Genomic DNA, 20471 nt, shown 5'->3' with positions numbered 1-20471 from the left:
CATGGCTGAAACGAATCGACAATGGCTGTTGCGTCGCCGCCCTGAAGGTATGGTCGGCATCGAAGATTTTGAATACAGGGAAGCGCCGGTTCCCACACCTCAGGACGGCGAGGTGCTGGTGCGCTCGCTGTATTTTGGATACGACGCCAGTCAGCGAATCTGGATTACGGAGCACGGCGGCTATATGACTCCGGTAGGAATCGGGGAACCGATGCGGACGATGGGTATAGGGCAGGTCGTCGCATCTCGGCATCCGCACTATGCGGAAGGCGATCTCGTGACAGGCTTCTTGAGTTGGCAAGACTATGTGATCGCGCGTGCCGACGGTCCTATGCCGCTGCAAGTTCTTCCCAAGGCCGACTATCCGCTGTCCTGGAATCTCGGTGTACTGGGTGTTGGCGGGTTGACAGCCTACTTCGCGGTGACCGACGTATTGAAGGTCCAACCAACCGATACCGTGGTGATTTCGGCCGCGACTGGCGCTACCGGTTCAATCGCCGGCGATATTTGCAAGGCGATGGGTGTCAAGCGTGTAATCGGCATCGCCGGAGGGGCGGAAAAGTGCAAATGGATTACTGAAAAAGCCCACTACGATGCGGCCGTGGACTACAAGAGTCCGGATTTCGTCGCGAGGTTGCATGAACTGTGTCCGGACGGAGTCGATGCCTACTTCGACAACGTCGGCGGTGACATGCTCGACACACTGCTCGAACACATGGCGCCGCGAGGACGCATCGTTATTTGCGGTGCGATGGCGTCGGGCTACACGAGTCCGGATGTGCCGGGGCCGAAGAAATACATGAACATCTGCACGAAGATGCTTCACGTACAAGGCATCTTGTTGCTCTTCTATCGCGACCGCCTACAAACAGGTATCGAGACTCTGGCTCGCTGGATTGCGGAAGGCAAGATTCACGTCGAAGAGGAAGTCGTGGAGGGATTCGAGCATGCGCCACGCCTTTTGCCTCTTCCGTTTAGTGGGAAGAACCCCGGGAAGCTGATCCTGAAGATCGCTGATCCGTCATGAAAATGAATGAGGGAATTGTGTTCAACAACAAGGTTGTCGTGATAACAGGGGCCGGTTCTGGGATCGGCCGTGCTCTGGCTGTGGAGATCGCGCGTCGCGGCGGACAACTTGCCCTGTCAGATATTAGTTCCGATGGCTTGGCCGACACGGTGGCGCGTTTGCCGATTGGAACCAGAGTTTGTACCTACGTGCTTGACGTATCGAGCCGAGATGCCGTTTACCGACACGCTGAGGAAGTCGTCGCGCACTTCGGGGAAGTGCACTACGTTATTAATAATGCGGGTACTTCGGTGTTGGCCACCGTTGAACATGCGACGCTCGATGAAATCGAACGAGTGCTAGCGATCAACTTGTGGGGCGTGATTTACGGAACGAAAGCCTTCTTGCCGAAGATGCTTGACCAGCGTGAGGGGTGCATTGTCAATGTATCGAGCGTATTCGGTCTCGTCGCAACACCCTGTTCGGCAGCATACACAATCTCCAAATTCGGCGTGCGGGGATTGACCGAGACACTCTGGCAGGAACTCGAGGGTACGGGGGTGCGAGCAGTGCTCGTCCATCCGGGCGGAATTAACACCAACATCAGCAAGGTTCCGGACGCGGCCAATGAAAGCGAGTTAGAGCGGAAGCTCAAAGCCGCGAATGTCCGGCAAATGACTACCACACCGGAACAATGCGCGCATGAAATCGTAATGGGTCTCTTGCGTGGAGAAAAACGGCTACTAGTTGGTAACGGTGCGACGGCATTGCATTGGATATCGAGATTGTTTCCGAATAACTACGGCGCACTTGTGCGCCGAAAACTGGGCGTGTGACCCATCCTGATTTGGGTGCCTCGACGGCCTCATGTGGACTGTGCTTTTACCGATCGGAGTCGTTCATTGGATTCGTATATTGTTCCCCTCGAAGAAATGCAATTCGTCTTGCGCGAGTTGTCGGACATCGAGCGAGTGCTTCAGACACCGAACGTGGAATGTCTCGCGGACGCCGAGTTGACCACAGCCATCTTGTCGCAAGCCGCTCATTTCTCCAAGGAGGTCCTGGCACCTCTTAATGCTGTCGGGGATCGCGAGGGAGCGCATTGGACGCAGGACGGCGTCACAACGGCACCGGGCTTCAAAGAAGCTTACCGGCAGTTTGTCGAGGCGGACTGGAACAAGCTGTCGATGCCTCCCGAATACGGTGGACACGGTATGCCGATTCTGATGTGCACTGCTTTGCGCGAGATTTTCACGGGGGCCAACAAGGCGTTCTGCATTTGTACAGATTTGACCGACTCCGCGGTCCAGGCCCTCTTGCTGGCGGCTAACGACTCTCTGAAATCGTACTATGTTCCGAAGTTGGTCAGCGGAGACTGGGCTGCCACGATGAACCTCACGGAACCGCATGCGGGGTCCGACGTCGGGGCGTTGCGTACGCGTGCGGTCGCGGGTGGCGATGGTACGTATCGCTTGTTCGGTCAAAAAATCTTCATCAGTTTCGGTGAGCACGATCTGACCGAGAATATCGTCCACCTCGTGCTTGCACGAATCGTCGGTGCGCCTGAAGGTGCCCGTGGTATTTCGTTGTTTGCGGTACCAAAGTTTCTTCCTCAGCAATCCCATCAGGGTGCGCGCAATGATGTTCGTTGCGCTGGAATAGAACATAAGCTCGGCAACCACGGCAGTCCGACCTGCACAATGGTGTACGGAGGGGAAGAAAATGGCGCCATAGGCTGGATGGTCGGCGAAGAGAACAAGGGCCTGCAGACAATGTTCGTCATGATGAACGAAGCACGGTTCCATGTCGGCATGGAGGCGGTGGCGGTCAGCGACCGTGCATATCGGCAGGCAATTGCTTACGCGGAAGAGCGGGTTCAGGGCAGGGCGGCTGACGGTGGCGACGAGGCAGTGCCTATCATTCGACACCCCGACGTACGGCGCATGCTGTTGTCGATGCGGAGTCAGATCGAAGCGATGCGAGCACTCGGCTACCTGATTGCCGCCGCTCAGGATCTCGCACATCACCACCCAGACCCGGCGGTGCGCAATGAGCGCCGAGAATTTGTCGATCTCATGATTCCGGTATTCAAGGGATGGGCGACAGAGACGGCGGTAGAGGTTACGCGGACTTCAGTCCAGATACACGGTGGTTTGGGTTATGTCGAGGAAAGTGGCGCGTCGCAACCGTTACGCGATGTGCTGATTTGTCCAATCTACGAAGGGACGACTGGGATTCAAGCAAACGACCTTATTTCGAGAAAGATCCTACGCGATGGTGGTGCCGGATTGCGTGACTGGCTTACGCAAGTTGAACTGACGCAAGCCGAACTGGAGGCTGAGCCGACGCTCGGCGATATCGGTTTGCGGCTTCTCGAAGGCACCACTGCACTACGATGCGTGGCGAAGTGGATTGTTGAAGAATATCAACAGCGACCGCTCGAGGTACTTGCCGGGGCAGTGCCGTTCCTGCGCATGATGGGTATCGTCGCCGGCGGATGGCAAATGGCGCGCGCTGCGCTTGCTTCGTACCGGGCATTGAAAACCGAGGCAGATAATTCGCGCTTTCTTCAAGCCAAACTGACGAGTGCACATTTCTATTCCTCTCATATACTCCCGCAGGTTCCCGCGTTAGCCACTTCGGTGGTGTGCGGAGGGGCTGCGACGTTGAGCGGAACCGCCTTTTGCGACTGCTAGATTATCGAACGGCATATTGCCCGATTGTCGAACGATTAGGATAGGTCGAGGAACTTGTAAGTCAAGAGAGCAAATAGATGAAAGTGCTGGTGCCAGTGAAAAGAGTGGTCGATTACAACGTGAAGGTCCGCGTGAAGTCGGACAACACGGGCGTCGACATCGCGAACGTGAAGATGTCGATGAACCCGTTCGACGAAATCGCCGTTGAAGAAGCCGTGCGCCTGAAGGAAGCAGGCATCGCGACCGAAGTGATCGCTGTGTCGGTCGGTGTCGCGCAAGCGCAGGAAACGCTGCGTACGGCGCTGGCGATCGGCGCGGATCGCGCGATCCTCGTCGAATCGAACGACAGCGTCGAGCCGCTGGCCGTCGCGAAGATCCTGAAAGCGCTGGTCGACAAGGAGCAGCCGCAACTGGTGATCCTGGGCAAGCAGGCGATCGACGACGATTCGAACCAGACGGGCCAGATGCTGGCCGCGCTGGCAGGTCTGCCGCAAGCGACGTTTGCGTCGAAGGTGACGATCGCCGACGGCCGTGCCACGGTTGCGCGTGAAGTCGACGGCGGCGCGGAAACGCTGTCGCTTCAACTGCCCGCAGTCGTGACCACGGACCTGCGCCTGAACGAGCCGCGTTACGTGACGCTGCCGAACATCATGAAGGCGAAGAAGAAGCCGCTGGAAACGGTGAAGCCGGAAGACCTCGGCGTGGACGTCGCGCCGCGTCTGAAGACGCTGAAGGTGGCCGAGCCGCCGAAGCGCGCGGCCGGCGTGAAGGTGCCGGACGTGAAGACGCTGGTCGAGAAGCTGAAGACCGAAGCCAAGGTGCTGTAAGAGGGAGCGCAAAGAAATGACGATTCTGGTGATTGCAGAACACGACAACGTGTCGATCAAGGCCGCGACGCTGAACACGGTGGCAGCGGCGGCGAAGATCGGTGGCGACATTCACGTGCTGGTCGCGGGTCACAACGCGCAAGGCGCGGCCGATGCAGCAGCGAAGATCGCAGGTGTGTCGAAGGTGTTGCTGGCCGATGCGTCGCAACTCGAAGCGGGCCTCGCAGAGAACGTCGAAGCGACCGCGCTGAACATCGCGAAGGACTACTCGCACATCCTCGCGCCGGCGACGGCCTACGGCAAGAACATCGCGCCGCGCATTGCCGCGAAGCTGGACGTCGCGCAGATCTCGGACATCACGGCGGTCGACAGTGCCGATACGTTCGAGCGCCCGATCTATGCAGGCAACGCGATCGCGACGGTGCAGTCGAGCGACCCGATCAAGGTCGTCACGGTGCGTGCGACGGGTTTCGATCCGGTGGCAGCGGAAGGCGGTAGCGCAGCGGTCGAGAAGATCGAAGCCGCGGCGGACGCAGGCAAGTCGCAGTTCGTGAGCCGTGAAGTGACGAAGCTGGACCGTCCGGAACTGACGTCGGCGAGCATCATCGTGTCGGGCGGCCGTGGTCTGGGTAGCGGTGAGAACTACACGAAAGTGCTGGAACCGCTGGCGGACAAGCTGTCGGCAGCACTGGGCGCGTCGCGCGCGGCAGTCGACGCCGGCTACGTGCCGAACGACTACCAGGTCGGCCAGACCGGCAAGATCGTCGCACCGCAACTGTACATCGCGGTCGGCATCTCGGGTGCGATCCAGCATCTGGCCGGCATGAAGGATTCGAAGGTGATCGTCGCGATCAACAAGGATCCCGACGCGCCGATCTTCAGCGTGGCCGACTATGGCCTCGTCGGCGATCTGTTCGCGCTCGTGCCGGAGTTCGTCGATGCTTTGTCATGATTCCTTGCACAGAAAGTACGGCTTATGGATGTAATGCAACAGGTCCGTCGTCAGGCGGCATTGGCCGCAAACGCTGAAGATGCGTCGCTTTGGCGGTGGTTTGCTTATCTCTTGGAAGAAAGACGCATTCGCTGGCGGTGGCAGTTCAACAGTTGGCTCGTGTATGTCGATCGAACCCATGTCGCGACCGAGGAGACCTTCGATCGTGCGGTTCGAGAGGCAAAGGCTACCGCGGACGCTCGAGATTGGAATTTGATGCAGTCCAAGGTACACCCGATAAGGCGTGACTCTAGTCGTATCCAAAGTGCAACCAAGACGAAATAGAGTCACCTAAAGTATTCCCCGGCAATTGCGGGTGCCTTCTGGCCTCGTGCATCTTGCTCGAGGTGAGCATGGTCGGACGCGTGCTGCGTATTTGCTAAATGTCCTGGGTATCCTGCAATAGAATGTGCTCCATGAATGCGCGGCGTTCGTCCTTCTGTTTCTGGGTTCCTTGATTGGACAACATGGATTCCGCGAGCTCATAACTATAAAGAGCGAACGCACGCATACGTGCTTCTGCAACATCAAAGCCAAGTGCGCTAAAGCATTGCGCGATGTAAGACAAGCGCTTGCCGTCGACTTCGTCGACGAACTGGCGTGCCATTTCGTCACGTCGTGCCCATCCCCGTATAGCCAACTCTGTCGCCGCGGCCGTTTGTGCGGCCTCGCCGTGAAAGGGGAGCGCTAACAGATCGCGAAGCAAGTCGCGTGGTTTGATATTGCGCTTTTCAAATCGATCGATGATTTGTTCGGTCGCGGTATCGCGCCATGAGATGAGCAGCCGGCGCAAGAGGTCATCGCGGTCCTTGAAATGCCAGTAAAAGCTGCCTCTCGTTACGCCCAGATTCTTAGCCAGGACCTCAACCCTGACGGCTTCGACGCTTTTGTCGACCAAAATTTCGGCCGCAACGTGTATCCAGTCGTCAGGGGTGAGTTGAATCTTGCTGGATGCTTCTGTCGCGCGCGATGAGGAGGCGGAGGCCATCGGAGTGTTGGATGTGTCGAAATCCGTATTCTAGCCGATCTGAACATACATATATGTCTTGTTTCTTGACTTGGTGTTTACACCGGTAAACCTCTCTTGGATAAGAGATTGACATGTGTTCGTCCATCTTCTACGATTCGTCCATACACATACGTATGTGTATGGACGAATCGTAAGAGGAGCGCAGGCATGGACGGGTTGGCGGGCGTTGGCAAGATGCTGGTAGCGGCAGATCATCAGACGAACTATCACGAGGTCGGACAAGGAAAGCCGCTGTTTCTGCTGCATGGTTCTGGTCCGGGTGTTTCGGGTTGGACCAACTGGAAGGGTGTGATGAACGAGTTGGGCCGGCATTTCCGCGTGATCGTGCCCGACATCGCTGGCTTTGGATTCACCGAATTCAAGGAAGGCAACAAATACGACATCAAGCTGTGGGTGCGCCATCTGACCGGGATCATGGACGCGCTTGGTATCGAAAAAGCGTCTTTCGTCGGGAATTCCTTCGGTGGTGCTCTCTCGATTGGACTCGCGCTGTTCGACAGGACGCGGGTTGAACGCCTGGTCTTGCTGGGTACGCCGGCAGGGGAGTTCGAGCAGACGCCTGGGCTGCGGTCAGCCTGGACGTATGAACCTTCGCTCGAAAACATGGAGCAGACGATGCGTCTGTTTCCATATGACCAGTCGATCATCACCGAAGAAATGGTGCGAGCGCGCTATGAAGCAAGCGCGCGGCCAGGCGCACAGGATGCCTTGCGCAAACTGATTCCAAAGCCTAGCGACGAGGGGGCGACGGTCGTCCGCGGATTCCCCGCTTCCGCAGTAGCTGGCATCGAGGCGCCAACGCTGGTGTTGCACGGCCGCGAGGACAAGGTCGTGCCGCCGGAGTGTGGCTTTCTTCTCGCGCAACACATTCCGAATGCCGACCTGCACTTGTTCGCGAAGTGTGGTCATTGGGTTCAGACAGAGCGCCGGGCCGATTTTCTGCGGCTCGTTGCCGATTTCATCGGTCAACCGTCATGAGTCGAAATACGGTTGAGCGCGTCCTTCACCAGCTGTGCGTCGATCGCGCTGCAAAGCAGCGTTTCAAGGAGGCTGCCGAGCAGTTTCTCGACCGGTTCCAGCTGACGGACGCGGAGCGGGCAATGATCGTGTCGTTCGACGTGAAGGGGCTGCAAGAACATGGCGTCAACAGCATGCTGACCATGGGGTATTGGCAAGAGCTTTCGCCGCAGCGCGATATGAGGACCTACATGGCCAAACTGCGCAGCGTCGACCGCGGCGAAGCAGTCTTTTCTGCCGCACTGAAAGGGTAAGCGATCATGGGAAAAATCGTAGGTGCATTTCTGGTTCCGCATGATCCGGTCATGTATGTTGCGCCTGATGCGCCGCCAAAGGAACAGCGCGATGCCGTGTGGGGGGCTTACCGGGAATGCGCGGAGCGTCTCAAGGCGCTCGAGCCTACCACGGTCGTCATCGTCGGGTGTGATCACTACATCTTGTTCGGGCCGCAATGTCTGCCGAGCTATCTGATCGCGACCGGCGATGTCGATGGACCGATTGACCAGCTTCCGGGACTGAAGCGCGGGGTCTTTAAAAACAACGAGGCGCTTGCGATACATATCGCGAGTCATGGAAGAGAAAATGGATTCGACTGGACTGTCGCGCGCGCGTTCACGGTCGACCATTCCGTGGCAATACCTCAGCAACTCATCGTCGATCCCCTCCGGGCGGATGGCATTGACGTTAAAACAATCCCCGTTTATTTGGCGTGCGGAGTCGATCCTTATATCACGATGCGGCGCGCCAGTGAACTCGGTGAACAGATTCGCAAGTCGGTGGAAGTGTGTGATGACGGTGAGCGTGTCGTCATCATCGGAAGCGGAGGCATTAGTCATTGGGTCGGGTCCGCGCAGATGGGGCGCGTCGACGAAATGTTCGACCGGAAAATCATCGGCTATACGGAGAGAGGAGATCTGGACGGGATGTGCGCGCTATCGGATGGCTACATCCTTGAATGCGGTGGAGAAGGTGCGATGGAAATCCGCAATTGGGCGTGTGCGATGGGGGCACTGAAAGGGGCACGAGGCGAGCTGATCGCGTACGAAGCCGTACCCGAATGGGTGACTGGGCTAGGCTTTATGCAACTGCATCCGAAGTGATGTGGGAAGGAAGTTCGAAATGAGCAACAAGATTTTTCTGATTAAGCGTGACCAATTGCGGCCTGGTCAGGTGTGTAAGGTTGAGTCGTCGGATTGTCCCTTGGCGGTCTATAACGTCGACGGAGAATTCTACGTAACTTCCGATACGTGTACACATGCGACGGCATCGTTGTCCGATGGGGAAATCGTCGATGGCGACATGATCGCGTGTCCGCTCCATGACGGGCAGTTTCATATCCCGACTGGGCAAGCCATGGCTTTTCCATGCACGGTTGATTTGAGGACGTACAAGGTGATCGAAGAGGGTGATGAAATTTATGCCGATCTCGATCAGGAATCCGAATCAGCTTCATCGGCGATTTGAGGGGAGTTGTCATGACTGACGAATGTACCGGGAGCTGTACACGCCTTCATAAGGAGCCGGCCGGTGAGCCGTTGCCCGGATTGGAGCGGCTTGTGGATCTCGAAGTAGGGCGCATGTCGCGGCGGCTCTATTGGGATCAGAAAATTTACGATCAAGAGCTGGAGAAGATCTTTGCGCGGAGCTGGCTGTTTCTTGCGCATGAGTCGCAGATTCCCAATTCCGGCGATTACCTTACCACCTACATGGCAGAAGATAACGTCATTGTGGTGCGTCAGAAGAATGGATCGATCAAGGCATTCCTAAACACTTGTCCCCACCGCGGAAACAAGCTGAATTTTACGGACGCCGGAAACGCACGCACGTTTGTCTGCAACTACCATGGGTGGGCTTTCGGGATCGATGGTGCGCTTCGCGGTATGGCGGGCCAGGAACTATTCGAGAGTAGCGGCATGAACCGTGCCGAGCATGGTCTGCATCCGGTCGCACAGATTGCCAGTTACAAGGGGTTGGTATTCGGAAACATGGACCCCGACGCACCCTCTTTGGCGGAGTACCTCGGAGATTTTCGGTACTACCTCGATGTGATCCTCGATATGGACGGGCAGGGAACCGAGTTTATCGGCGGCTGCGTGAAGTCGGTAATCAACTGCAACTGGAAGGTGCCGGTGGAGAATTTCATCGGTGACATTTACCACGCGCTGTGGACGCATGATTCTGCTGCGCGTGCGATGCTGGGTGGGCCGGTTGCTGAAGTTTATAAGGACCCGGATTCTTATCACGTCAATTTCAACGGCCACGGGTGGGAATTCAACCTCGATGTGGTCGGCAACGCCGCTACGCTGGGCGACAAGGATATCCGCAAGTACCTGTATGGCATTCAGCCTCAGGTCGCGCAGCGGCTCGGCGAGTTCCGATCGAAAATGATCGGCTCAATCTCGTCGGTTAGCGTCTTCCCGAACCTGTCGTTTCTGCCCGGACAGAACACGTTCCGTGTCTGGCACCCGCGCGGTCCCGGCAAGATTGAGCTTCACACTTGGACGATTGTCAACAAGAGCGCCCCGCAGGAAATCAAAGATCGGTGGTTGAAAGGGACGATGATGACGTTCTCGCCTACCGGCGTGTTCGAGATGGACGACGGCGAGAATTTCGAGTTTTCGACCCGAACCAACTCTGGATTCGTTACACGTCAGCAAGATCTGTACATGGGGCTCGGCCGCGGGACGCGACTCGAGGGCAGCGGCCTGCCCGGCAACGTCTACCGCAATCAAGTTAACGAAGCGAATCATCGCGCCTTCTATCGGCGCTGGCTCGATTTGATGCAGGCGCGGGCGTGGGGTGATGTGCCTCGGCGAGATGTAGCACGTCTGGACGATAGTGCTTTCGACCACGAAACGGTCGCTAAGGAGGACGCATGAACGCCGTAGCGATGCAGGCCTTGGAGGCACATGGTATTGGCCCGGTCGAGCACGCAACTGCTCACCGCATCGAGCAGTTCTTATATCGCGAGGCAAGGTTGCTGGACAGTGAGGCATGGGACGAGTGGTTGGGGTTGATGGCTGAAGATATCCACTATTGGATGCCGGCAATCGAAAACCGTCGGCGTGCCGACAAGCTAGGTGCGTATGCGCCTGGTCGCGGAGCCTATTTCGACGACAGCCTTCATGATTTGGAGCGACGCGTCGCGCGGTTCAAGCAACCGTCCGCATGGGCCGAGGATCCGCCGACGCGGCATGTTCATGTCATCAGCAACGTCGAGGCACTGCACGGGTCGCAAGCGGGCGAGTATCTCGTGCATTCAGTATTCGTCAACTACCGTAGTCGGGGCGAAGCGGACAACGATCTGTTGCTCGGGCGGCGGGAAGACTTGATACGGGAGGTCGGCGGGGACTTCCGTGTCGCACGTCGCAAGATCGTCATCACGCAGTCGCTGCTGATGTCCAAGAACCTCAATACATTTCTGTGACCATGGGCTGGCTAGTCAACGATGTGGCGCTCGTCACGGGCGCGAATTCAGGTATCGGGCTCGCAGTACTGCGGCGCTTCCTCGATGAAGGGGCCGCGGGGGTCGGAGCGCTGGTGCGGAGTGGTGACGGCGCTGACAAACTGCGCCAGATGTTTGGCGACCGCGTGATGGTGACGGTCGGTGATGTCCGTTCACCAGAGGCCAACGAGGAGGCGGTTGCGGCGACCGTGAAGGCGTTCGGCAAACTCGACACCCTCGTTGGCAACGCAGGTGTGTGGGATCACTTCGCATCGCTGCGCCGATTCGTGAGTGGGCAACAGTTGACCGAAACCTTCCGCGAGGTATTCGACGTGAACGTCATGGCGTATCTGCTCGCAGCCTATGCGGCGGCACCGTCACTTCGCGAGACGCGGGGCAACATGATCTTCACGTTGTCGAATGCGGCGTTCTATGCGGGAGGTGGCGGGCCAACTTATGTCGCGTCGAAGCACGCATGCGTGGGAGTAATCCGCCAGCTCGCGTATGAGCTTGCCCCCGAAATCCGCGTAAATGGCGTCGCACCGGGCGGTACCGTGACACCTCTGAAGGGGCCGGAATCGTTAGGCAAGCAGGACGCGAAGCTTTCCGAGATTCCCGGCTTTTCAGATGCGGTCGCAGACGCAGTGCCGCTGGGTTTCATAGCGCGGCCCGAGGACCACGCAGCGCATTACGTGTTGCTCGCGTCGCGGACCAACTCACCTGCGACCACCGCGGCGATCTTGCAGAGCGATGGTGGTTGGGAAGTGCGCGGTCGGCCGCGGCGCAACGCGTGACTCAACGAGTGGCGTGATTCAACCGGGAGACATGATCGATATGGAAGACGGATTTAACCGCGGATGCCTCGAAACTTTGTTTCCGACAGGCCGATTGCCGTTGATGGCCGCGCCGATGTTTCTCGTGTCGGGGCCAGAGCTGGCGATTGCCTGTGCGAAGGCCGGGATCGTCGGCAGCTTTCCAGCTCCGAACGCGCGCAACGTCGACATTCTCGACGGGTGGCTTGCGCAGGTGTCCGAGGCGCTCGGCGATGCATCAGACGCCGCACCTTGGGCACTGAACATGATCGTGCACGGAACATATGACCGCTTCGGTCGTGAGCTTGATTTGATCGCGAAGTATCGCCCAAGGATCGTCTCTACCGCACTGGGCAGTCCTGCGCGGGTGCGTGACCACGTGCACGAATACGGTGGCCTCGTGATGGCCGACGTCGTAACACCAACGCTTGCGCGCAAGGCAATCGACGCAGGAGTGGATGCATTAATCCTGGTGACGCAAGGCGCAGGCGGCCACACTGGCTATTACAACCCCTTCGCGTTCATCGCTGAGGTGCGACGCTTCTGGAGCGGTCCGCTCGGCCTCGCAGGTTGCATTACGCATGGTCGTGACATTCGTGCCGCACAACTGATGGGTGCAGATTTCGTCGTCGCGGGCACTCGCTTTATTTCTGCGCGAGAAAGCATGGCCTCGCCCGAATATCGCGATCTCGTAGTGCAGAGCCATATCGAAGATCTCGTGGAGTCTAAAGCAGTTTCTGGCGTGCTGGCGAACTGGCTCAGACCAACGCTCGATGCGGCTGGAATCGATGCGTCCAGCGGTAGCGCATCCAAGGCGATTGATTTCTCGGGAGATATTAGTGCAGGCAAGAAGGCATGGAAGGATGTGTGGTCTGCGGGTCAGGGGCTCGGCTCGATCGATCGTGTCAGTACGGTCGACGAGATCGTGGGGCAACTCGAATGTGAGTATCTCGACACGTTGAGTATCGAGCACGCCCACGCTGATGCATTGCTTGATGCCTGGCATGCGGCGGCAAGGTAGCGGGCTACGAGTCGGCTAACAAAACGAGGAGACGAAAGCATGAAACAGAACATCCAGGCGGCTGCCGATGCATTGTGGCAGGCGCGTGCGACGCGACAGACCATCGCTCGCATCTCGGAGACGTTTGAGATTCGGACGGTGCAGGATGCATATGCGGTTGCGGAAGCAAACGTCGCACGCTCGATTGCCGGTGGCGCGAGGGTTTGCGGAAAGAAAATCGGCTTGACGTCGAAGGCTGTGCAGCAGCAGCTTGGTGTAGACCAACCCGACTATGGCGTGCTATTTGCCGACATGGAATTCGTGAGCGGTGCCATGCTGCCGGCTAATGCATTGATTCAGCCGAAGGCCGAGGGCGAGATCGCAATCGTTGTTGGTCGCGATCTCGATGAGACTGAGCTGAGTTGGGGGCGCTTCCTGGTCGGACTCGAATATGCGTTGCCCGCCATCGAAATCGTCGATAGCGCGATTAACGACTGGAACATTACGCTCGTTGACACCGTGGCGGACAATGCGTCGTGCGGTGTTTATGTCCTAGGCCTCGAACCGCGTCGCATAGGAGATGTGGTCCTGGCTGGATGCGGGATGGATTTCCGTAAAAACGGTAACACGGCGTCGGTCGGTGCCGGTGTTGCATGTCTTGGGAATCCGTTGACGGCGACTTACTGGTTGGCAAAAAAAATGGCGGAGCTTGGCCAGCCGCTGCGAGCGGGCGATATTGTGATGTCGGGAGCGCTTGGACCTATGGTCCCGGTGACGATGGGAGATCACGTCGAGGTCGAAATCAGCGGACTGGGCCGAGTGACGTGTTCATTGGGCGATGCGCGATGAACGATTTTTCCATTCCCGGTCGACTGGGTCGTTCCCCTTTCGATCTCTCCTTGGCCGCACCCAATATTGAACGGATCGATGCGCCCGACGGTAGTTTCGTGTTGCGATCGCGCGATGCCCTTCGACCGAGCGCTCGGTGCATTGGGGAGTGGCTCGAGCACTGGAATCGCTGTGCGCCGGACCGTGTGTTCCTGGCTGAACGAGTTGCCGACTCGGGTGAATGGCGCCGCATCACCTATGGCGAGACGCGCGCAGCGGTCGGTGCGATCGCACAAGGGCTGCTTGATTTAGATGCGACGCCGGCAAAGCCGATCGTCATTTTGTCGGACAACAGTGTCGACGGCGCGCTTCTAATGCTGGCCGGGATGCACATTGGCTTGCCCGTATCCGTCATTTCATCCGCATACGCGCGTACGAACGGCGATTATGAAAAACTCCGTGCACTGTTGACGGTACTGGGGCCGCAACTTCTATATGCGGAAGACGGTCTGGTTCATGCAGCCGCGATGGACGCGGGGGGTACCGACTGTCCACGGGTTTTCTCGCGCAATGCACCGATAGGCGCGCTGGATATCTGCCGGCTGCTCAAGACACGCGAGACCGCCGCTGTGATGGAGGCTTTCTCGCGCATCACTCCGGACACACATGCCAAATATCTGCTGACATCGGGGTCGACCGGGACGCCGAAAGCGGTGATCAATACGCATGGGATGTTGTGCGCAAACCAACAGGCAATCGCTCAGATCTGGCCGTTCGTCGATCTGACCGGCCCGGTTGTACTCGACTGGCTGCCATGGAGCCATACCTTCGGCGCCAATCACAACTTCAATCTGATACTGCGCAATGGTGGCACGCTATATATCGACGACGGACGCCCAATGCCCGGATCGATAGAAAAGTCTGTCCGGAATCTGAGTGAGCTTTCTCCGACGCTCTATTTCAACGTGCCACGCGGCTTTGACGCGTTGCTACCGTACCTGGAGCAGAGCGAATCTCTCGCGTCGCACTTTTTTGGCGGGCTGAACGCGATCTTCTTCGCAGGCGCCGCGTTGCCACAGTCGTCGTGGGATCGCATTCGCGCGCTCGCAGATCGGTACTGCATTACGCCATTGTTGTTTAGTTCGGGTTGGGGGGCGACGGAGACATCTCCACTCGTCACCAGTGTGCATTTTCATCATCAGACGCCCGGTAATCTCGGCGTGCCGATTCCCGGAACCGAGATTAAGTTCGTTCCGAATGGCGAGAAGCTCGAGATGCGCGTTCGCGGCAAACAAGTCTTTCCCGGATACAGGGGGGCCCCCGCTCTTACTAATAGCGCATTCGACGAGAACGGTTTTTACATCATCGGCGATGCCGGCCGGCTTGCCGATCCCGCGGACCCAAGTCAGGGCATCTTGTTTGATGGTCGCGTAGCCGAGGACTTCAAATTGACAACGGGAACCTGGGTCTCGGTCGGCACGCTGCGCGTGCGCGCCGTAGCCGCGCTGGCACCCTATGCACAAGATGTTGTTATCGCGGGCCACGATCGCGATGAGGTCGGCATCCTGATTTTCCCGTCCCCGGCATTACGTGCGCTGTCCGGTGACGAAAAGAATGTGATGACGGGCGAGCAGTTGTCCTTGCACGCCGAAGTTCGTCGATGCGTGGCAGTCGCTCTCGCCCACATCAATGTCGGTAGGAGTTCGTCGGCGTGCGTCGCCCGCGCTGTGATTCTGGGTGCCCCACCGTGTCTTGCTGACGGTGAAATCACGGACAAGGGATACGTGAACCAACGGCAAGTCTTGGTTTCACGTACGAATGAAGTTGCACGGCTATTTGGCGATGGCTGTTCCGTAATAACCCCCGTCATAAATTAACGCACTAGCGAAGGACGAGCGATGGCAAAGAAAATCAAGGTTGCGATCATCGGATCGGGCAATATTGGCACCGATCTTATGATCAAGATTCTGCGGCATGGTGAACATCTCGAAATGGGAGCAATGGTAGGTATCGACGCGGCTTCAGATGGCTTGGCGCGTGCCGAGCGCATGGGCGTGGCGACCACGCACGAAGGGGGGGAGGGTCTCACGCGTTTGTCGACTTTCGATGAGATCGACATTGTGTTCGATGCGACTAGCGCCAGCGCACATGTTCGGAACGACGCGTTCCTGCGGCAATTCAAGCCTGATGTGAGGATGATCGACCTAACTCCAGCTGCGATCGGGCCGTACTGCGTACCGGTAGTAAATCTGGACGCGCATATCGATGCACGTAACGTCAACATGGTCACCTGCGGCGGACAGGCAACGATTCCGATCGTAGCCGCGGTATCGCGCGTAGCGAAGGTGCATTACGGCGAAATTATTGCTTCAATCTCTAGCAAATCAGCAGGGCCTGGCACGCGGGCGAATATCGACGAGTTCACCGAGACGACGTCGAAGGCGATCGAGCGGATCGGCGGGGCGACGAAAGGCAAGGCGATCATCGTCCTCAATCCTGCAGAGCCTCCGCTTATCATGCGTGACACTGTCTATTGCCTGTCCGACTTTGCAGACGAGGATGCGATCTCTCGCTCTGTCGAGGAGACCGTTGCAGCGGTTAACCGCTATGTACCGGGTTACCGTCTCAAGCAAGCGGTGCAGTTCGACCGAATTGAACCCGACTCACCATTGAATATTCCTGGTGTCGGGGAGCGCATGAGCGGCCTCAGGACATCAGTTTTCCTCGAAGTGGAAGGGGCTGCACATTATTTGCCGTCGTATGCCGGCAACCTCGACATCATGACATCTGCGGCCAAAGCCTGCGCTGAACGGATGGCTGCTGAAATGCTGGCTAACGCCCCTGCCTGACTGGAGAGATGACATGACATTCGACAAAAAACTCTATATTTCCGACGTCACCCTGCGCGACGGCTCGCATGCGATTCGGCACCAATACAGCATCGAGCAAGCTGCCGAGATTGCCAAAGCTCTCGACGAAGCCAAAGTCGACTCAATCGAAGTGGCCCACGGCGATGGTTTGCAGGGTTCGAGTTTCAATTACGGATTTGGCGCGCATGCCGATATTGAGTGGATCGCGGCCGTAGCCGAAGTGGTTAGACACGCGAAAGTCGCTACGTTGCTGTTGCCGGGCATCGGAACGACACACGACTTGCGCAACGCATACGACGCCGGTGCGCGCATTGTTCGTGTCGCGACGCACTGTACCGAGGCCGACATATCACGGCAGCATATCGAATATGCACGCGAGCTCGGGATGGAGGCAGTCGGCTTCCTGATGATGAGTCACATGACGACCCCCCAGCATCTCGCGCAGCAGGCGAAGATGATGGAGAGCTACGGCGCGACGTGCTGCTATGTTGTCGACTCCGGCGGTGCGCTCGGTATGAATGATGTGCGCGAGCGCTTCCGGGCGTTCAAGGATGTGCTGAATCCGGAAACACAAACCGGTATCCACGCTCACCACAATCTGAGTCTGGGGGTAGCAAATAGTATCGTCGCAGTAGAGGAGGGATGTGACCGCATTGATGCAAGCCTCTCCGGTATGGGCGCAGGTGCCGGCAATGCGCCGCTCGAAGTCTTCGTCGCCGCGGCTGCGCGGCTCGGCTGGAATCACGGATGTGACTTGTACAAGTTGATGGACGCCGCCGACGATCTCGTGCGCCCATTGCAGGATCGACCGGTCCGGGTCGATCGCGAGACGCTAGCGCTCGGTTATGCCGGCGTTTACTCAAGCTTTCTACGCCACTCCGAGGCAGCAGCGAAGAAGTACGACCTTAAGACTGTCGATATTCTGGTTGAACTTGGCCGTCGCCGTATGGTCGGTGGTCAGGAGGACATGATCGTCGACGTTGCACTTGACTTGCTCAAGGCCCGCGAGACTGTTCACACGATCGGGTAGCCTGATGACAGAATTCAAACTAAAGATCGAGCCCGCCGGCGTCGAGATTCCGTGCTCCGCTGAGACCAGCCTCCTTGATGCTGCGTTGGCTGCGGGTTATTTTCCGCGCCACAGCTGCCGTAGAGGTCAGTGTAACGCATGTGAAACCCGAGTCGTTTCAGGAGAAGTAAGTTATCCAAATGACTTCACGCCGGAGGGCGTTCGCGATGGTCATATTTTGACCTGTCGCGCTCAGCCAATGACGGACGTCACGATAGACGCCCCTGAGGTTCTTGGAACACCGGGGCGGCGTATCATCCAAATTGGCGCAAGAGTGACGGGAGTCGAGCGCGTCAGTGCCGACGTGGCGCGCGTCGTATTGAGCGTTCCGCCCACGTCGGGTTTTTCGTTCGAAGCCGGGCAGTATGTCGAAGTGATTCTACGTGATGGCTCGCGCCGTAGTTATTCAATGGCGAATGGGCCTGACGAAGAAGGAGTGGTCGAATGGCATATACGTGCGGTTCCGGGTGGGCGATTCTCCAATTTTGTATATAACACGCTCAAGCCTAGGGATATGCTCCGTATAGAGGGACCCTTTGGAACATTCTCGTTGCGTGATTCGACCGCACCGATCATCTTCCTTTCATCTGGAACGGGCTATGCGCCGATAGCAGCAATGCTCAAGACTCATCGAGCGGCCATCCAGCGTCGGGGCGCAGTGTTGTACTGGGGAGGAGTTCGGCTGGCGGATCTGTACGCGTACGATGAGGCCCTAGGTTGGGGGCAAGATCATGATGGTATTCGGTTCATTCCGGTACTGTCCGGCAATGAACCGGACTGGGCCGGACGCACCGGATTCGTCCACGAAGTGGTTGCGATGGACTTCCCCGATCTGTCCAATCATGAGGTCTATGCATGCGGAAATCCGCTGATGGTGGATGCTGCTCGCGAAACCTTCACGCAGCACAACGGCCTGCCAGAGACAAGCTTCTTCAGCGATGCATTTGTCAGTCACGCAAATTCCAGAAAAGCGGATGCTGGCGTCAGCGTGTAATTTAGTTTTCCGAATCGAGCATCAGAGGATCAGATGGGCTATGTGTCGCGCAGTATCAAGATTGAAATGGCGATTTGTGCCGTTATATTCCTGCTATTTGTGATTGGTATCGGTATTTCGGGAATACATGGCCTTTCGAAAGTGAGATCTTATCTGGCCGATCTGCGCGCGGAAAGTGCGGCGTCGATCGGTGAGTTATCACAAGTCCGTGCCACACAGGTCGATCTGTTGTTGCAATTGCATACGCTAACGTTAGCTGGCGATTTGGGCGGAATGAGGGCAGCCATCGAAAGGATTCACGCTGACGAGGAGAAAATAGAACATACACGTGCTCTCTATTTGCAACGCGAAGCTAGTCCCCAGGCGCGTGAGGTCACTCAAGCGACCGCGGCCAATCTCGACCAATTCCTGACTCTAACGAGTCGACTGAGAAAGGTGCTTGATACAGGCGACATCAATGTCATCCGCCTCGCCGTGCCGGAGTTCGTCGCCGCAGTCGGGAAATTGAATGAATCATTGGAGTCGGAGGCTCGACTGATCGACTCACGGTCAAATGATTTTGTTGCAGCGGGCGAATCAGCGTTCCGCACCTCACGTTTCGTTGTGGCGAGTTTGGTTCTGGCCAGCGTGCTGGTGGCATTGGCATCGTCCATCTACGGCATGCGGACAATGCTGGGGCCCCTAGGAAGCGCGGTGGAGGTCGCGAACGAGATAGCAGGAGGAAGATTGGGAAACAGCGTTGCGATCGCATCTCGCAATGAATTGGCCCGTCTTCTGACGTCTCTGTCGCGAATGGATCAACAGCTTGAAGGAACGGTTCGGGGAATCCAGGTGGCAGCCGAGCATATCAAAGGTGCATCGCGCGAGATCGCTGCCGGAAATATGGACTTGTCTGCGCGTACGGAAGAGCACGCCGCGTCCATCGAGCAAACCGCTGCGAGCATGACGCAATTGACCGAAACAGTGAAACAAAATGCCGATAACGCTCGGATGGCAAATACGCTCGCGGAACGGGCCACTGGCTTCGCTGATATCGGGAACGAAGCAGTACAAGGGATGGTTACGTCGATCGGCCGGATAAGCGCCAGTTCTGGCAAGGTGTCAGAGATCACTAGCGTCATCGAGAGCATCGCTTTTCAGACAAACATACTTGCACTCAATGCCGCGGTAGAGGCCGCTCGAGCAGGCGAGCAGGGGCGTGGCTTTGCAGTTGTGGCGAGTGAGGTGCGTAGTTTGGCACAACGCGCTGCTGCGGCGGCGAAGGAAATCAACGAACTGATTGGGACGTCGGTCGCTCAGATTCGGGACAGCGCTCAACAAGCGACGGCGGTTGGTTCCACGATGTTGGATGTGAAGCTGGCGATCAAACAGGTGTCGGATATTATTGGCGAGATCGCGGTGGCTTCAGAAGAGCAGAGTCATGGCGTGGAACAGGTCAGCCAGGCTGTCATTCAAATGGATCGCGTTACACAGCAAAACGCCGCACTGGTCGAACAAGCTGCAGCAGCAACGCGATCGCTTGAGGGGCAGGCAAAGACGTTGGAGTCAGCCGTATCGGTGTTTCGGATTTCGGGGCGAGAATCGTTGGTGACCGTATCTGCATGAGTACGGCATTGCTTACGTAATGGCGTCTCGATTGATGAGCTGTTAGGCCGTATCACAGCGACGTTGCACTTGATAGATTCTCTTTTGGTGTCAGTGTAAGCCGGCGCTGGCGAAAGACTATGGTGCTGAATGATGAGACGTGTAGCCGGGCAGCGACTGTGAAGCGCGATGCAGTAAGGCGTTCAATAGAGCGATCGGTCTTGGCAGCGGCAACATCACGATCGAGGTACGCAGCAAGTACAGGTATTAGCGAAGTTCAATCCAATCGGCGATTTGAAGGA

Annotated in this window: 20 protein-coding genes; 19 read left to right on the top strand and 1 reads right to left on the bottom strand. The window is 57.5% G+C overall.

The window, feature by feature from the left end:
• Position 1 precedes the first annotated feature (1 nt).
• The 5 genes from U5A56_RS31645 (at position 2) to U5A56_RS31625 (ending at position 5481) form a co-directional block, all read left to right on the top strand.
• The gene (locus U5A56_RS31645; RefSeq protein WP_062884025.1) at positions 2–1027 is read left to right on the top strand and encodes an NADP-dependent oxidoreductase; all 1026 of its coding nucleotides are present in this window, start codon (positions 2–4) and stop codon (positions 1025–1027) included.
• A complete protein-coding gene (locus tag U5A56_RS31640; RefSeq protein WP_208453249.1) occupies positions 1024–1842 on the top strand; it encodes an SDR family NAD(P)-dependent oxidoreductase in 819 nt (272 codons plus the stop codon). Before U5A56_RS31645 ends, U5A56_RS31640 begins: the two co-directional genes overlap by 4 nt.
• 66 nt (positions 1843–1908) lie before the next feature.
• On the top strand, positions 1909–3702 hold the full coding sequence (locus U5A56_RS31635) for an acyl-CoA dehydrogenase (RefSeq protein WP_321926406.1): 1794 nt from the start codon (positions 1909–1911) through the stop codon (positions 3700–3702).
• A 77-nt stretch (positions 3703–3779) separates the two neighbouring features.
• Complete coding sequence (locus tag U5A56_RS31630) at positions 3780–4529, top strand: electron transfer flavoprotein subunit beta/FixA family protein (protein ID WP_321926404.1); 750 nt, start codon at positions 3780–3782, stop codon at positions 4527–4529.
• A gap of 16 nt (positions 4530–4545) precedes the next feature.
• Positions 4546–5481 carry an electron transfer flavoprotein subunit alpha/FixB family protein gene (locus U5A56_RS31625; RefSeq protein WP_321926402.1) on the top strand — a complete coding sequence of 312 codons (936 nt, stop codon included), beginning with the start codon at positions 4546–4548 and terminating at the stop codon, positions 5479–5481.
• A gap of 418 nt (positions 5482–5899) precedes the next feature.
• On the opposite strand, the gene U5A56_RS31620 is transcribed toward U5A56_RS31625, so the two are convergent.
• Positions 5900–6508, bottom strand: a complete 609-nt coding sequence (locus tag U5A56_RS31620; protein ID WP_062883975.1) for a TetR/AcrR family transcriptional regulator — start codon at positions 6506–6508, stop codon at positions 5900–5902.
• 189 nt (positions 6509–6697) lie between these two features.
• Here U5A56_RS31620 and U5A56_RS31615 point away from each other — a divergent pair, with 189 nt between their 5' ends.
• The 14 genes from U5A56_RS31615 (at position 6698) to U5A56_RS31550 (ending at position 20190) form a co-directional block, all read left to right on the top strand.
• Positions 6698–7528 carry an alpha/beta fold hydrolase gene (locus U5A56_RS31615; protein WP_208453250.1) on the top strand — a complete coding sequence of 277 codons (831 nt, stop codon included), beginning with the start codon at positions 6698–6700 and terminating at the stop codon, positions 7526–7528.
• Positions 7525–7821, top strand: coding sequence for an extradiol ring-cleavage dioxygenase (locus tag U5A56_RS31610; RefSeq protein WP_062883976.1), 297 nt, complete (start codon positions 7525–7527; stop codon positions 7819–7821). Before U5A56_RS31615 ends, U5A56_RS31610 begins: the two co-directional genes overlap by 4 nt.
• 6 nt (positions 7822–7827) lie before the next feature.
• The gene (locus tag U5A56_RS31605) at positions 7828–8667 is read left to right on the top strand and encodes a protocatechuate 3,4-dioxygenase (protein WP_124523217.1); all 840 of its coding nucleotides are present in this window, start codon (positions 7828–7830) and stop codon (positions 8665–8667) included.
• Between the two features lie 19 nt (positions 8668–8686).
• Positions 8687–9031: a non-heme iron oxygenase ferredoxin subunit gene (locus U5A56_RS31600; RefSeq protein WP_124523219.1), complete on the top strand. Its 345-nt coding sequence runs from the start codon at positions 8687–8689 to the stop codon at positions 9029–9031.
• A gap of 92 nt (positions 9032–9123) precedes the next feature.
• Positions 9124–10446, top strand: coding sequence for an aromatic ring-hydroxylating dioxygenase subunit alpha (locus U5A56_RS31595; protein WP_221624318.1), 1323 nt, complete (start codon positions 9124–9126; stop codon positions 10444–10446).
• Entirely contained in the window at positions 10443–10994 is a 552-nt protein-coding gene (locus U5A56_RS31590) for a 3-phenylpropionate/cinnamic acid dioxygenase subunit beta (protein WP_208453251.1), read from the top strand. The genes U5A56_RS31595 and U5A56_RS31590 overlap by 4 nt, the downstream gene beginning before the upstream one ends.
• Before the next feature lie 2 nt (positions 10995–10996).
• Entirely contained in the window at positions 10997–11806 is an 810-nt protein-coding gene (gene hcaB / locus U5A56_RS31585; protein ID WP_175926053.1) for a 3-(cis-5,6-dihydroxycyclohexa-1,3-dien-1-yl)propanoate dehydrogenase, read from the top strand.
• Positions 11807–11837: 31 nt separating this feature from the next.
• A complete protein-coding gene (locus U5A56_RS31580; protein ID WP_062883981.1) occupies positions 11838–12845 on the top strand; it encodes an NAD(P)H-dependent flavin oxidoreductase in 1008 nt (335 codons plus the stop codon).
• A gap of 39 nt (positions 12846–12884) precedes the next feature.
• Positions 12885–13673 carry a 2-keto-4-pentenoate hydratase gene (locus U5A56_RS31575; protein ID WP_124523223.1) on the top strand — a complete coding sequence of 263 codons (789 nt, stop codon included), beginning with the start codon at positions 12885–12887 and terminating at the stop codon, positions 13671–13673.
• Positions 13670–15529, top strand: a complete 1860-nt coding sequence (locus U5A56_RS31570; RefSeq protein WP_321926394.1) for a feruloyl-CoA synthase — start codon at positions 13670–13672, stop codon at positions 15527–15529. The genes U5A56_RS31575 and U5A56_RS31570 overlap by 4 nt, the downstream gene beginning before the upstream one ends.
• A 21-nt stretch (positions 15530–15550) precedes the next feature.
• Positions 15551–16501, top strand: coding sequence for an acetaldehyde dehydrogenase (acetylating) (locus tag U5A56_RS31565; protein ID WP_321926392.1), 951 nt, complete (start codon positions 15551–15553; stop codon positions 16499–16501).
• Between the two features lie 13 nt (positions 16502–16514).
• A complete protein-coding gene (gene dmpG, locus U5A56_RS31560; RefSeq protein ID WP_124523229.1) occupies positions 16515–17552 on the top strand; it encodes a 4-hydroxy-2-oxovalerate aldolase in 1038 nt (345 codons plus the stop codon).
• Positions 17553–17556: 4 nt separating this feature from the next.
• Positions 17557–18585, top strand: a complete 1029-nt coding sequence (locus U5A56_RS31555; RefSeq protein WP_321926390.1) for an FAD-binding oxidoreductase — start codon at positions 17557–17559, stop codon at positions 18583–18585.
• Between the two features lie 33 nt (positions 18586–18618).
• Positions 18619–20190 carry a methyl-accepting chemotaxis protein gene (locus tag U5A56_RS31550; protein WP_321926388.1) on the top strand — a complete coding sequence of 524 codons (1572 nt, stop codon included), beginning with the start codon at positions 18619–18621 and terminating at the stop codon, positions 20188–20190.
• Positions 20191–20471: the final 281 nt, after the last annotated feature.

Origin of the sequence: Burkholderia sp. BCC1998, from assembly GCF_905339875.1 — a bacterium.
In the GTDB taxonomy this organism is placed as follows: Bacteria; Pseudomonadota; Gammaproteobacteria; order Burkholderiales; family Burkholderiaceae; genus Burkholderia.
This window is presented reverse-complemented; position numbering and strand designations above follow the sequence as displayed.

Bases quoted from the DNA above. Each gene is read 5' to 3' on its own strand.
- U5A56_RS31620 (WP_062883975.1), bottom strand. From the start codon at position 6,508: ATGGCCTCCGCCTCCTCATCGCGCGCGACAGAAGCATCCAGCAAGATT.
- U5A56_RS31605 (WP_124523217.1), top strand. From the start codon at position 7,828: ATGGGAAAAATCGTAGGTGCATTTCTGGTTCCGCATGATCCGGTCATG.
- U5A56_RS31550 (WP_321926388.1), top strand. From the start codon at position 18,619: ATGGGCTATGTGTCGCGCAGTATCAAGATTGAAATGGCGATTTGTGCC.
- U5A56_RS31630 (WP_321926404.1), top strand. From the start codon at position 3,780: ATGAAAGTGCTGGTGCCAGTGAAAAGAGTGGTCGATTACAACGTGAAG.
- U5A56_RS31610 (WP_062883976.1), top strand. From the start codon at position 7,525: ATGAGTCGAAATACGGTTGAGCGCGTCCTTCACCAGCTGTGCGTCGAT.
- U5A56_RS31570 (WP_321926394.1), top strand. From the start codon at position 13,670: ATGAACGATTTTTCCATTCCCGGTCGACTGGGTCGTTCCCCTTTCGAT.
- U5A56_RS31645 (WP_062884025.1), top strand. From the start codon at position 2: ATGGCTGAAACGAATCGACAATGGCTGTTGCGTCGCCGCCCTGAAGGT.
- U5A56_RS31640 (WP_208453249.1), top strand. From the start codon at position 1,024: ATGAAAATGAATGAGGGAATTGTGTTCAACAACAAGGTTGTCGTGATA.
- U5A56_RS31590 (WP_208453251.1), top strand. From the start codon at position 10,443: ATGAACGCCGTAGCGATGCAGGCCTTGGAGGCACATGGTATTGGCCCG.
- U5A56_RS31555 (WP_321926390.1), top strand. From the start codon at position 17,557: ATGACAGAATTCAAACTAAAGATCGAGCCCGCCGGCGTCGAGATTCCG.
- U5A56_RS31565 (WP_321926392.1), top strand. From the start codon at position 15,551: ATGGCAAAGAAAATCAAGGTTGCGATCATCGGATCGGGCAATATTGGC.
- U5A56_RS31575 (WP_124523223.1), top strand. From the start codon at position 12,885: ATGAAACAGAACATCCAGGCGGCTGCCGATGCATTGTGGCAGGCGCGT.
- U5A56_RS31600 (WP_124523219.1), top strand. From the start codon at position 8,687: ATGAGCAACAAGATTTTTCTGATTAAGCGTGACCAATTGCGGCCTGGT.
- dmpG (WP_124523229.1), top strand. From the start codon at position 16,515: ATGACATTCGACAAAAAACTCTATATTTCCGACGTCACCCTGCGCGAC.
- U5A56_RS31580 (WP_062883981.1), top strand. From the start codon at position 11,838: ATGATCGATATGGAAGACGGATTTAACCGCGGATGCCTCGAAACTTTG.
- U5A56_RS31625 (WP_321926402.1), top strand. From the start codon at position 4,546: ATGACGATTCTGGTGATTGCAGAACACGACAACGTGTCGATCAAGGCC.
- U5A56_RS31615 (WP_208453250.1), top strand. From the start codon at position 6,698: ATGGACGGGTTGGCGGGCGTTGGCAAGATGCTGGTAGCGGCAGATCAT.
- hcaB (WP_175926053.1), top strand. From the start codon at position 10,997: ATGGGCTGGCTAGTCAACGATGTGGCGCTCGTCACGGGCGCGAATTCA.